9 protein-coding genes are annotated in these 12,527 nt (G+C 64.2%); all 9 read right to left on the bottom strand.

Annotated elements, in window-relative coordinates; translation table 11 throughout:
- Positions 1-46: 46 nt before the first annotated feature.
- On the bottom strand, positions 47-1,513 hold the full coding sequence (locus KB449_RS02200; RefSeq protein ID WP_282906796.1) for a CoA-acylating methylmalonate-semialdehyde dehydrogenase: 1,467 nt from the start codon (positions 1,511-1,513) through the stop codon (positions 47-49).
- A 46-nt stretch (positions 1,514-1,559) separates the two neighbouring features.
- Positions 1,560-2,573: a 5-dehydro-2-deoxygluconokinase gene (iolC, locus tag KB449_RS02195; protein ID WP_282906795.1), complete on the bottom strand. Its 1,014-nt coding sequence runs from the start codon at positions 2,571-2,573 to the stop codon at positions 1,560-1,562.
- A 5-nt stretch (positions 2,574-2,578) separates the two neighbouring features.
- Positions 2,579-3,508: a myo-inosose-2 dehydratase gene (gene iolE / locus KB449_RS02190; protein ID WP_282906794.1), complete on the bottom strand. Its 930-nt coding sequence runs from the start codon at positions 3,506-3,508 to the stop codon at positions 2,579-2,581.
- Between the two features lie 39 nt (positions 3,509-3,547).
- On the bottom strand, positions 3,548-5,392 hold the full coding sequence (gene iolD / locus KB449_RS02185; RefSeq protein WP_282912713.1) for a 3D-(3,5/4)-trihydroxycyclohexane-1,2-dione acylhydrolase (decyclizing): 1,845 nt from the start codon (positions 5,390-5,392) through the stop codon (positions 3,548-3,550).
- A gap of 89 nt (positions 5,393-5,481) precedes the next feature.
- Positions 5,482-7,800, bottom strand: a complete 2,319-nt coding sequence (locus tag KB449_RS02180; protein ID WP_282906793.1) for a glycoside hydrolase family 88/105 protein — start codon at positions 7,798-7,800, stop codon at positions 5,482-5,484.
- 118 nt (positions 7,801-7,918) lie between these two features.
- Positions 7,919-9,673, bottom strand: a complete 1,755-nt coding sequence (locus KB449_RS02175; RefSeq protein WP_350356207.1) for a hypothetical protein — start codon at positions 9,671-9,673, stop codon at positions 7,919-7,921.
- Positions 9,670-10,689, bottom strand: a complete 1,020-nt coding sequence (locus KB449_RS02170; RefSeq protein WP_282906792.1) for a sugar phosphate isomerase/epimerase family protein — start codon at positions 10,687-10,689, stop codon at positions 9,670-9,672. Before KB449_RS02170 ends, KB449_RS02175 begins: the two co-directional genes overlap by 4 nt.
- Complete coding sequence (locus tag KB449_RS02165) at positions 10,686-11,558, bottom strand: carbohydrate ABC transporter permease (RefSeq protein ID WP_282906791.1); 873 nt, start codon at positions 11,556-11,558, stop codon at positions 10,686-10,688. The genes KB449_RS02170 and KB449_RS02165 overlap by 4 nt, the downstream gene beginning before the upstream one ends.
- 27 nt (positions 11,559-11,585) lie before the next feature.
- The gene (locus KB449_RS02160; protein WP_282906790.1) at positions 11,586-12,488 is read right to left on the bottom strand and encodes an ABC transporter permease; all 903 of its coding nucleotides are present in this window, start codon (positions 12,486-12,488) and stop codon (positions 11,586-11,588) included.
- Positions 12,489-12,527: the final 39 nt, after the last annotated feature.

The raw sequence follows: 12,527 nt of genomic DNA, 5'->3' as shown, positions 1-12,527 counted from the left end.
AGGCATATGGCTCGGACTCAGGCTCGAATTCCGGTCGCGCAGCGGCTTACCACCGCGCCGTCACCATTTTTTTGCGCGTATAGAACTCGACGCCGTCCGTGCCGTTCGCGTGGAGATCGCCGTAGAACGACTTCTTCCAGCCCGAGAACGGGAAAAACGCCATCGGCGCGGGCACGCCCAGATTGATGCCGAGCATGCCGGCGTCGATCGTCTCGCGGAATTGGCGCACGGCGCTGCCGCTGTCCGTGAACAGGCAGGCCCCGTTCGCGAATTCGGAGCGGTTGGCGATCTCGATCGCCTCGCTTAGCGTAGCTGCGCGCATGACGGACAGCACCGGCGCGAAAATCTCGTCCTTCCAGATCTTCATCTCGCAGGCGACGTCGTCGAAAATCGTCGGCCCGACGAAGTAGCCCTTGCCATCCGAAGCCGCATCCCGGCGTCCGTCGCGCACGAGCTTCGCGCCCTCCCGCTCGCCGGCTTCGATATAGCCAAGCGTGCGGGCCTTGTGCGAATCGCGGATAACCGGGCCGAGGAAGACGCCCTCCTCCAGGCCGTTGCCAATTGAGATCGCGTCTGCAGCCTGCTTCAGCTTCTCCACCAGCGCGTCGCCGATGTCGCCGACCGCCACGACGACGGAGCAGGCCATGCAGCGCTCGCCCGCGGAGCCGAAGGCGGCGGCGACGATCTGGGTGACCGCCGCATCGAGATCGGCGTCCGGCATGACGATGCTATGGTTTTTGGCGCCGGCCAGCGCCTGGACGCGCTTGCCGTGCGCCGAAGCGGTCTTGTACACGTACTCGGCGACCGGCTGCGAGCCGACGAACGAGACGGCCGCGATGCCGGGATGCTCGAGGATGCCGTTGACCGCGTCATGCGCGCCGTGCACGATGTTCAGCACGCCGGGCGGCAGCCCGGCTTCGTCGAACAGCTCGGCGAGACGCTGCGCCAGGAGCGGCGTGCGCTCGGACGGTTTGAGCACGAACGCGTTGCCGCAGGCGATCGCGAGCGGGAACATCCAGCAAGGCACCATCATCGGGAAATTAAACGGCGTAATGCCCGCCGCCACGCCGACCGGGTAGCGGTACATGCCCGATTCGAGATTCGTGGCGATGTCGGGCAGCTGCTTGCCCATCATGAGCGAAGGCGCGCCGGCGGCGAACTCTACGCATTCGATGCCGCGCTGCACCTCGCCATAGGCTTCGGCATAGCTCTTGCCGTTTTCAAGCGTGATGAGCCTCGCCAGCTCTTCCCAGCGTTCGACGAGCAGCTGCTGGTATTTGAACAGGATCCGGGCGCGGCGCGGCACCGCCGTCTTCGCCCATGCGCGTCCCGCTTCCGCGGCCGCTTGAACAGCCGCGTCCACGTCCGCTTTGCTCGACAGCGGGACGTAAGCGATCACCTCTTCGGTGGCCGGATTGTACACCGGCTCTACCTTCCCGGAGGCGGACGGCACCTGCTTGCCTCCGATCCGGTTGCTCAGCGTCTCCACCGCGGCGTCGATCCGATTCGTCATGGCGTGATTGCCCCTTTCCTATGTCCATCTGATAGGTTCTAGTAAATTAGCTGTTTGCCGTAATCTCGCCGCGGTTGCAGCGCTCGATATAGTCGTGGACGGCGCCTGTCGTCGGCATCGCGTCCGAGCAGCTGTGGCTGGAGATGACGATGCAGGCCGCGGCGCTACCGAATTCCATGCAGCGCTCGACCTCCCACCCCTGCAGCAGACCATACAGGAAGCCCGCCGCGTACGAGTCGCCGGCGCCGAAAGTATTGACGACCTTGGCCGGGAAGCTGCGGGCCGTGTGCGAGGCCCCGTCCTTCGTATAGGCGACGGAGCCTTCCTTGCCATGCTTGATAACGACAAGCTGCGCGCTGTACGCGAACCACTTGGATGCCGTGACGCGGTCGTCGCGGTCCGGATTGCGTTCGAAGCGCTCCATCATGTCGAACTCCTCGCGCGTGCCGAGGATGATATCGCATTTCTCTGCGGCGAGGTTATAATAGACGGCCGTCTCTTGCTCCGAGCGCCACGTATAGGGCCGGTAGTCGAGATCGAACGCGATGACGGCGCCGTGGCGCTTCGCGTAGTCGAGCGCGAGGAACACCGCTTCCCGCGACGGGCTGGCCGCGAGCGCCGTCCCGGAGATCAGCAGCATCTTGGCGTCCGCGACAAGCGCTTCGCTCACTTCGTCCGGCGCCAGCAGCAGATCGGCGGCGTTGTCGCGGTACATCAGGATGCTGCAATCGGTCGGGCTCTTGATCTCGGTGAACGCAAGCCCCGTCGTCGCGCCCGTGCGGTCGATCGACACGCTCGACGCGCTGATGCCTTCTTTGACGAGATACTGCGTGATAAAACGGCCCATCTGGTCGTTCGCTACCTTGCCGATGAAGCCGGTGGCGAGGCCGAGGCGAGACATGCCGATGCAAATATTGGCCGGAGAGCCGCCTACGTACTTGGTGAACGTGATCGTTTCCTCCATCGGCCGGTTGATCTCGTTGGCGTTGAGGTCGATGCACAGGCGGCCGATGGCCGCGAAATCCACCTTTTTCGCCGCGTTAAACTCGATGATCCCCATCGCTGTTAAGCCTCCTTTGTGTCGGCAGTCCCTTGAACCCGGTCCAGGATCGCGTCGAGGTACACGATCGCCCTGTGCGCGTATTCGCGGGGCTGGTGGAGCGTCGGGTCCTGCTCGCCCTCCAGCATCGCCCAGCCGTCGTAGCCGCGCGCCCGCAGCTCGCGCACGATCGGCTCGAAGTCGATGCAGCCGTCGCCGGGGACAGTAAACACGCCCTTGCGGATGCAGGTGACGAAGTCGGCGTCTTCCGTCCGAGCTTCGGCGAGCACCCTCGGCCGAATATCTTTCAGGTGGATATAGGCGACTCTGTCGTAATGCTTGCGCAGCAGCGCCAGCGGATCGGAACCGCCGTAAAAGGCGTGACCCGTATCGTACAGCAGGTGGACAAGCGCAGGGTCGGTCCGGCGGAGCAGCTCGTCGATCTCTTCCGGCCGCTCGACGACCGTGCCGCCGTGATGGTGGTACGCCAGCTTCATGCCGAAGCTCCGCGCAATCTCTCCGGCCGCGTTGAGTCCCTTCGCGAGATTGTCCCAGCCCGCTTCGTCCAGCCGCAGCACCGTCTTCTCGTTCGCGGAGCGCCGGGGATCGAAGTGCAGGGAGCCTCCGACCTCCGCCGTGCTGATGACCGTGCTGCCGAACTCGGCCAGAAACGCCGCGTGGCGGCGGTAATCTTCGAGCTCCCGATCGAGGTAAGCCGGATCGGAGAACAGCACGGACTTCCATTGGGAGACGAGCCGGATGCCGCGGGCATCGAGCTCCCGCTTCAGCACGGCCGGATCCTTCGGAAACTTGCGTCCCATCTCCGTCCCGGTCAGGCCGAGGGATGCGATATCGTCCACGATGATCTCGAACGTCGTGTCCGCGCCGTGCTCAGACACGTCTTCGCCCACCCAGTTGATCGGGTGGATGCCTAGTTTGAACGGCCGATCGGCCATGCGGCTCACCTCTTCCTCTATATTAATAAGGCGTCGTTATTAGTATGGCTTCGCTTCCGCGGTCCTCGCGGCCATCTCCCGCTGCGCCGCGCCGACCTTGGCCGAGACGGACACCTCCGGCACCTCGACGCGCCACCAGGATTCGTAGCCGTCCGTGTTCGTGCCGGGCACGACCGGAATCTCGATCAGCGTGGTCGTCGTCTCCCGCTTGGCGCGCGTCAGCGCTTCGCGCAGTTCCTCGGGCGTCCTCGCGGTATATGCGACCGCGCCAAGGCTGCGGGCATGCGCCGCGAAGTCGATCGGGAGCGTCGCGCCCGTCAAACGGCCCGTATCGGCGCTGCGGTAGCGGAATTCATTGCCGAAGCCGTCGCTGCCGTTCGCGCGCTGCAGGTTGTGAATGCATTGGAAGCCATGGTTGTCGAAAAGAAGGATCGTAATCTTGCGGCCTTCCTGCAGGCTCGTGACCAGCTCCGAATGCATCATCAGGTAGCTGCCGTCGCCCACGAACGCGTACACTTCGCGCGATGGCTCGGCCAGCGCGGCGCCGAACGCGCCCGCCACCTCGTAGCCCATGCAGGAAAAGCCGTATTCCATGTGGTACGTCTTGGGCTGCGCGGGACGCCATAGGCGATGCAGGTCCCCGGGCAGACTGCCCGCCGCGCATACGACCACCGACGACGGATCGAGCGTGTCCTGGATAACGCCGAGCGCCCTCGTCTGGGACAGCCCGTCCGGATGTTGCGCCGCGAAGAGACGGTCGACCTCGCGGTCCCATTCTGCCTTCAAGGCCGCGAGCTCGTTCTCGACGTAAGCGCTGCGGTAGCCTGCCGCATCCAATGAAGCTTGCAAGTCGGACAGCCCCGCCTTCGCGTCCGCGACGAGCGCGGTCCCTTCCAGCTTCGCCGCATCCGCGGCCTGCACGTTCAGGTTCACGAACTTCACGCCTTCGCCTCTGAACGCCCGCTTCGACGCGGTCGTGAAGTCCGAGTACCGCGTGCCGATGCCGATGACGAGATCGGCATCGGCCGCGACCCGGTTGGCCGCCAGCGAGCCGGTGACGCCGATCGCGCCCAGGTTGAGCGGGTGATCCCAAGGCAGCGCGCTGTTACCCGCCTGCGTCTCCGCCACGGGGATGCCGAAGCGCTCTGCGAACGCGGCCAGCTCGGCCGTCGCGTCCGCGTACAGCACGCCTCCGCCAGCGATGATCAGCGGCCGCTTGGCGGCCGCGATCAGCGCCGCAGCCCGCTCTACTGCGGCAGCCGAAGGCGGACGGCGGTCGACGACATGCACCCTTTTCACAAAAAACGCGTCCGGATAGTCGTACGCTTCGGCCTGCACGTCCTGCGGCAGCGCCAGCGTCACCGCGCCCGTCTCGGCGGGATCGGTCAGCACGCGCATCGCCTGGAGCGCCGCCGCCATGAGCTGCTCGGGCCGGGCGATCCGGTCCCAATAGCGACTGACCGGTTTGAAGGCGTCCGCCGCGGAGACGTTGTAGTCGGACGCCACCTCCAGCTGCTGCAGCACCGGATCGGGCTGACGGCCGGCGAAGTTGTCGCCGGGCAGCAGCAGCACCGGGATCCGGTTGACGGTCGCTGTCGCCGCGGCCGTCACCATGTTCAGCGCGCCCGGGCCGATGGACGACGTGCACGCCCAGATCTGCCGGCGGTTTTTCTGCTTCGCATAGGCGGCGGCTGCGTGAACCATGCCCTGCTCGTTTTTGCCCTGCACATAGACAAGCTCGCCCGCGCTGCGCTCAAGCGCCTCGCCGATGCCGGTCACGTTGCCGTGGCCGAAGATGCCCATCACGCCTTGCACGAACTTGGTCTCTGCGCCGTCTACCGATATATATTGGTTGTCCAGAAACTTCAGCAGCGCCTGGGCCATCGTTAATCGTAGGGTCAATTCGCTCTCTCCTCTCGGCCGCTCGCCAGTCTCTTGCCGTCTTTTGCCGGGGTCTGTCCGGGGATTGTCGATCAAACGCCGCCCGGCGCCTGCACGGCCCTCCGCGTCTTGGACGAATCCCGCTCGCGCAGGAACGCTTCAAGTCGGCAGATCTCCACGCCCGCCAGCATCATAATGCCTGTGCCATGGTTGTCGTTGACGACGGTGAGCAGATCGTATTTGTAGTAGTCCTCGGTAAACGAATAACGCGAGCCGCTGCAAACGCCGTGCACGTTGCCGTTGCGGTCGATCGCCTTCGAAGCGAGTCCCCGCCAGCCGCGCAGCGCGGCTTCCGAGAAGCGGATGGAATCGTCCAGCCATCCGAACCGGACGCCGCGCGCGAAGGCGTAGGCGAACATCGCCGTGCAGGAGGCCTCCTCGTACGCGTCCGGATCGGTCAGCACCTGCCGCCACAGGCCGGACTCGCCCTGCTGCGCCGCGATCCCCGCGCACAGCTCGCGGAAAAACGCGAGCAGCGCCGGCCGGTCCTCGTGGGCCAAAGGCAGCCGCTCCAGCAGCTCCGACAGCGAGAACAGCGTCCAGCCGTTGCCTCTGCCCCACGGAATGCGCGTCGCCTTGCCGTATTTGAAGTCGTACACATGGCTCATGACGCCCCGGTCTTCCATGTACAGGTAGCGCCGGTAATGCAAGAACTGGCTCGCCGCGTCGTCCAGATAACGCCGGTCCCCGGTAATGCCCGCATAACGGCTCAGAAAAGGCGCGCTCATGTACAGGTCGTCCGCCCACATCGTATCGGCGGCGTATTCGCCGACGCATAGACGGTAATACGCGCCGTCGTCTCGCCGCTCCAGCCGGTTCGCGATAAAGTCCGCGATGACGTTCGCGATCGCCAGGCAATCCGCGTTGCCTTCGGACGGATACGCCTCGAGCATCGCCGAGCCGAACGAGCCGCAGTTGTCCAGCATCTTCACGAGCACAAGCTGGTGATTGATCGAAGGAAAGCCGTAAGCGGCCTTGTCCCAGAGGGAATATTCGTACCAATCGGTGCAGCTGTCGATATGGGCGCGGGCATAGTCCGCGATCTCCGGACGTCCGAGTTCGCGGGCCGTCTGCAGCAGGCCGTACATCGTCACGCCGAGCGGGTAGTCCCAGCGGCCGAAGTTGGTCGCTGCGCCCGCCGTCCAGCGGTTGCTCAGCATTGCGTTCTCGTAATACGGCCGCAGCCTGAGGCCCGGACCGTTCAGCGCCCAGCCGGTCATGCCGTTCGCGCCTGCAAAAGCACCAGCCCCGGCTGCAGCCGCACCGTCGGCCAGCTTAAACAGCCGCTTGACCGACTGCACGGCAGCAGGCACCTCGCGATGATCGGCCGGCAGCGGTCCCGCGTAAAGCCAGCCGCCAGCTAAGTCCGCCCCGTGAACCGGCGCCGGCAGCTCGAAGCTCACCGGTGCGCCCGACTCCGCCGCGGACACCGCGAGCTCAAAGCCCCAGCCTTGCTCGCCCGTCTCCGCGCGGACCAGCACATGGCCGTCCTTGAACGCCAACGGCAGATCGTGTTCGAATGCGCCAGCCCCGGTCAGCTCGATGACCGGCTGCCCGTCGAGCCAGACGGTGAGCGGGCCGTGCGCCCAGCCTCGCCAGATGCTGCTCACGCCTCGCACCGCCGGCGGCAGCTTGCTCCAGGCATAGCCCGCAGCCGCGCCTTCCGGCACGCCGAAGATGCGCTCGAAGTTCGGCCTGGCCGCCGCTTCCGCCGGCCACTCGCGCGCCGGCAGCCAGGCGATGCCCGTATCCGCTTCCTCGCCGCCGAAATCGGGGAACCCGAGCCCTTCGCCATATGCGGCGGCCGGAAGCGCTTCGGAATACGCCCAGCCCGCAGTCTCGCGGCGCTCGGCGAACGGCGCCAGCACCTGCAGGATGCGTACCTTGCCTTCCTCCGCGCCGAAGCGGCAGCCGAAGCCCGCTTCCGTCCTGCGCATTTCGAGCAGGAGCGTATTCCAGCCCTTGCGCAGCAGGAGCGGGACGATCGCCTTGGCGTCCGGCTTCATCTCGTCGACCGCGCCGGAACGGTACAGCAGCGTACCGTTCAAGTAAAAGCGGACCGGGCTCGCGGGCATGATCCCCGCGTCCAGCGAGCGCTCGTCGTCGCTCCATGCGAGTCCGCACGCATAAGCGACCTCACCGTGCCTGGCGTCCGGCAGCCGCCGGCCCATGTCGAAGTCGTAATAGCCTTCTTCGGTCTGGAGAATGCCGTCCGCCGAGAACGCGCGCAGCGCGAAGGGAATCTCGGGATTGGCGCCCAGGTAGCGCCCGGCCACCGCGCCGAGGATGCCGGCGGCATCCTCGCCCAGCCAGTAGCCGATGCTCTCGCGCCGTTCGATATAATCGGTCATGGATGATCACTCCAGGCTTAAAATGACAAAATGGCTAAAGGGTTAAGGCAAGTCGCAATCAAGCAGATCCCAATCAAGCAAGTGGCAATCAGGCAAGTGGCAATCACGCAAGTCGCGGTCAACCCTCCGCGCGCGGCACGGTCCGGATGCGGATCCGCGTCTCGAACGGCGCGACGACGTTCAGCAGCAGCGTTTGGCAGTCGGTCGGCAGGTTCGCCTCGCGCACGAACCCGGCCGTGTGCGCGAAGGCGCCGCCTTCCAGTTCAAGCACGCCCCCGCCCGCTTCGTACCGCAGCGTGCCGGACTTCCAGAACTGCTTGCCCTCGCCCGCAGGCGCCAGCTCGCCGCCGGTCAGCTCGCCGTCCGCGGCCAGAATGACGGAGATCTGCGCCATCGCGTCCTCGGGTTCGCCGGAACGGATGACGAGCTCCCAACCGTCGGCCGTCTCCAGCACGTCGACTTCGACGCGAAGCCGCTGTACGTGCGTCTCCTCGCGCAAATGGTGCGGCAGCAGGTACCAAGGGCTGGTCGCTTCGCCCGCCGTCGCCGGCAGGCGCCCGGCCGCCACCGGGCCGTAGTAGCCTTTGAGCTGCTCGCCGGCAAGCCGGTATCCGCCCTCCGCTTCGATCAGGCTGTTCATCGGGACGAAGCCCGGCGCGAAATAGGTGGCTACCTGAACGCCGAGCAGCCGCGCGGCGCCGTGCCGCAACGCGAAGAAGGAAGGCGTCTCCGCGCTGATCGTGACGCTCTCGTCCCCGTTGCGCACCCGGGCGACGGCTGCGCCGAAGTCGGGGTGCAGGCGGCTGTGATAGATGCGGCCGTTATGCCCCGCGCCTTCCATCGCCACCAGGTATTGCTGGCGCGGGAAGTCCGCATGCAGCAGCTTGCGGTAATCGGTCGGCAGCGCGGCCGGCTGAACCGCCTGCTCCTGCAGCGACGGATCCAGCAGCAGCCGGACCGCAGCGTTCGTCGGGCAGCTGCCCGGATGACGCAGCTGTCCGTAGGCGAGGTCGGCGGCCGCCTGGAACTCGGCATCTCCGTCGAGACGCGCCATCATGGCGTAGGGCAGAAAATAGGAGGACAGGTCGTGCTTATGCCCGAAATCCTGGCGGCCGGAGTAATCGGTCACGACGTCGCCGTTCGGATGAACGAGATAAAGCATCATGCGCAAATTGGCGCGGACGGGCGCGAGCAGCTCGGGCTTTCCGAGCAGACGGGCGGCGTGGACGAGCATGATGTCGCTCACGGCGTTGTAGATGCCGTTGCTGCGTTCGGTCCATTCGCCGTCCGGCGTGATATCCATGCCCTCGGCAATCCACTGCTCCGCCCGGCGCACCGTCTCCGGGGTGCCGAACAGCTCATGCAGAAAGCCGAGCGCAGCGCTGACGACCCAGCGGTGATTCGGCGTGTGGACGCCGCCCGTAACGAGCGCCGGGATCGTCCGCTCGAGGAACAGGCGAACGTCGGAAGCCGCCTCGCGGAGCGGCGCCCAGTCGTCCTGCGCAAGCAGCTGGTAAACCTGCGCGTAGCCGACGACGACGAACGCCGTATCCGGCGGCGAGTGGAAGTTGGTCCAGCCCGGCGAGATCGTGCCGTCCTCGTGCTGCGCGCCCAGCATATAGCGGGCGGCGAGGGCGAATCTGCCTGCGAGCTCCGCGTCTCTGTAAAAGGGCGAGCCAGGCTGGCATAGCGAAGCCGCCCAGATGGCCATCGTCGTCGGCGTCCCTGTGGAGTGATTCGGCGAGGCCAGGCCGTACTCGGCGCTCACGATGCCGCCGTAGCTTCGGCTGTTTTCATCCAGATCCTGGCGGTCCATGCCCTCCAGCACCCATTTGTCGTTAATCTCGAATACGTTCCGGTACGCCCTGTTCACGCTCGAATCCCTCCATTCGCTGCCGGCTCCGAATCGAACGCTTTCTTTCGCGCCGACAGCTTTTGCTGCAGTATCGCATGACTGCGGTGAATCGCCTCGGGCTCGCAGGCCGCTTTAAGCTCGTATACCTTGAGCGGGACGCGGTCGATCGCCTCGAGGTACAGGTCGAACGTCTCGTCGTCGCCGCTGTGGACGTACGGACACCAATGATCGGACAGCCCGATCGTCTCGTGGATGTGGAGCCCGCCGATGTCGTCGATCAAGCCCGGCAGCTCGGCTGCGTTGTCGTACAGCCCCATCCGCTCCATCATCATCCCGTGCCCGATGTCGAACCACAATTTCACAGGCGAGCCCTTCAATTGATCGATGATCCATCTGGCTTCGGCGAGCGTCGGGATCTGATTGCAGCGCGAGCGCGTCTCGATGCCGAGGATCAGATCGTAGCCTCTCGCGGCGAGCGTCTCGGACGCCTGCTCCAGACTGTCGCGGATGCGCGCGAGATACCCGCCGGCCAGCGCTTGGCGCCGCTCCAGCATCTCTTCCCACAGGATCCGGTACGCCTCCGCGTCCGGTCCTTGCTCCCGATAGATTTCCTGGAGACTACGGCTGATATCGTAGGGGAAAGGCACTTCGCCCGGGTGGACGACGACGGCTTTCGCCCCATAGCGATGCGCGTACTCAGCCGACCGGACGAGCAGCTCGATTGCCCGTCCGCGTCTCTCCGCATCTTCGAAGCCGAGCAGCACCGAGTCGGTGCCATAATCCGGGTCCGCCACGTGCGGGAACGTATTGTGCACGCTCGACACGCCGATCTCGCCGCGCTCGATCATCGGCTCGATCGTTGCCAGGAGTTCTTCGGTGACGTTGTAATTCAACTCGACCTGCCGGAAGCCGAGGCTGCGGATCTCCTCGATCATCTCGCTGCCGCGCGTATGGCGCTTGATGTTCCAGCAGGTCGAGAACGAGTAGCCGGCTTTATCCCCTGCAAGGTCCGCTGCCTTGTCCAAGCCGCTCATCCCTTGACCGCTCCCAGCATGACGCCGCTGACGAAGTAACGCTGCAGCCATGGATAGACGAGCAGAATCGGCACGGTGGCGAACACGACGCTCGCCGCCTTCAGGCTCTCGGGCGTCGAGTGGAGGACGCCAGGCCCTTCATTCCGCGTCACGTCCGAGATCATGCTGTTTTGCACCAGCTGGTACAGCTTCAGCTGCAGCGGATAGAGTTCGGTCTTGGTGATATAGAGGAGCGAATCCTGGAAGCCGTTCCAGCGACCGACGGCATAGAACAGGCTGAGCGTCGCGATGACCGGCAGCGAGAGCGGGAGGATGATCTTAAAGAGGGTGCCGAACTGGGTCGCGCCGTCGATCTCGGCAGCCTCGACCAGGCTGTTCGGGATTCCATTAAAGAATGAAATCAGAATAATCAGATAAAATGGGCTAATCAAACCCGGCAAAACGAGCGCCCACACCGTATTAAGCAGATGCAAATTCTGAACCAGGATGTACTCCGGGATGATCCCGCCGCTGAAGAACATCGTGACGACGATAATGAACATGAACACCTTGCGGCCCTTCAGCTTGGTATGCGTCAGGGGGTAAGCGGCCGCGACCGTCATGATCATGCAAAACACGGTAGTCAGCGCGGTCAGAAAGACGGTAAAGCCAAGCGAATGGACCATCGACATATCCGACAAGACGCTGCGGTACGCTTTTAGATCCAGATCGATCGGCAGCAGCGTGACGGCGCCCGATACGACTGCGCGGGTGGAGCTGAGTGAGATCGCGACGATGTGAAAGAAAGGCGCCAGGCAGATAAGGACAAAAATCGTAAGGAGAATGACGTTGACGGTATCGAAGATGCGGTTGGACGTACGCTCGGTCACGGTAGCCCGCTCCTTTCGGTAGATAGCTTATAGAATCCCTTCGTCGGTCAGCTTCTTGGACGCGTAGTTGGCGCCGAGAACGAATACCAGTCCGACGACCGCCTGGAACAGCCCGACGACCGTCGCCAGCGTATACTGACCGGACTCCAGGCCCGTGCGGTACACGTAGGTGCTGAGCACGTCGGAATAATCCATGACCATCTTGTTGCCGATGACGAACGGGCGGTCGAAGCCGATCGCGATCATATTGCCGAGATTGATGATGAGCAGGGTGGCGATCGTCGTCTTGAGGCCTGGCAGCGTGATATGCCAGATCCGCTTGAGCCGTCCGGCGCCGTCCACTTCGGCCGCTTCGAACAAGTCGCGGTTGATGCCGGTGAGGGCGGCCAAATACAGAATCGTGCCCCAGCCTGCGCTCTGCCACACGCCTGTCGCAAGGTACGTGAACAGCCAATAATGTTTGTCCGACAGGAACGGCACCGGGCCGAAGCCTAGCGAGGCGAGGAAGTTGTTGACGAGTCCGGATTGCGTGCCGAACACCTGATACACGATGCCGCCTATGATAACCCAGGAGATAAAGTGGGGAATGTACAATATCGTTTGGGACAGCCGCTTGAACCATTGGAACTTGACCTCGAACAGCATGATCGCGAGGATCAGCGGCGCCGGAAAGGATACGATCAGGTCCAGGATGTTCAGCATGAGCGTATTGCGGAGCGTTTTGAAGAAATCGTGAGAATGGAACACCTCGCGGAACGCATCCAGTCCGATCCATTCGCTGCCCATGATGCCTTGAAAGAAGTTAAAGTCCTTGAACGCGATCTGCACGCCCCACATGGGACCGTATTTGAAGATGACGAAATAGGCGAGAGGCAGGACTAGCAGAGCGTATAGCTGCCAATAACGGCGAAAGTAAACGGTTCCTCTCATGATTGCCGGTCTCCTCTCCTGAGGCTGGAAGTTAAGGGC

This window comes from Cohnella hashimotonis, from assembly GCF_030014955.1.
Lineage (GTDB): Bacteria > Bacillota > Bacilli > Paenibacillales > Paenibacillaceae > Cohnella > Cohnella hashimotonis.
The sequence above is the reverse complement of the archived record's forward strand: the minus strand, read 5'-3'. Positions and strand labels throughout refer to the sequence as shown.

What these genes read in the sequence shown, in the direction of transcription:
- KB449_RS02200 (WP_282906796.1), bottom strand. Translation starts at nt 1,513, where the DNA reads ATGACGAATCGGATCGACGCCGCGGTGGAGACGCTGAGCAACCGGATC.
- iolC (WP_282906795.1), bottom strand. Translation starts at nt 2,573, where the DNA reads ATGGGGATCATCGAGTTTAACGCGGCGAAAAAGGTGGATTTCGCGGCC.
- iolE (WP_282906794.1), bottom strand. Translation starts at nt 3,508, where the DNA reads ATGGCCGATCGGCCGTTCAAACTAGGCATCCACCCGATCAACTGGGTG.
- iolD (WP_282912713.1), bottom strand. Translation starts at nt 5,392, where the DNA reads ATGGCCCAGGCGCTGCTGAAGTTTCTGGACAACCAATATATATCGGTA.
- KB449_RS02180 (WP_282906793.1), bottom strand. Translation starts at nt 7,800, where the DNA reads ATGACCGATTATATCGAACGGCGCGAGAGCATCGGCTACTGGCTGGGC.
- KB449_RS02170 (WP_282906792.1), bottom strand. Translation starts at nt 10,689, where the DNA reads ATGAGCGGCTTGGACAAGGCAGCGGACCTTGCAGGGGATAAAGCCGGC.
- KB449_RS02160 (WP_282906790.1), bottom strand. Translation starts at nt 12,488, where the DNA reads ATGAGAGGAACCGTTTACTTTCGCCGTTATTGGCAGCTATACGCTCTG.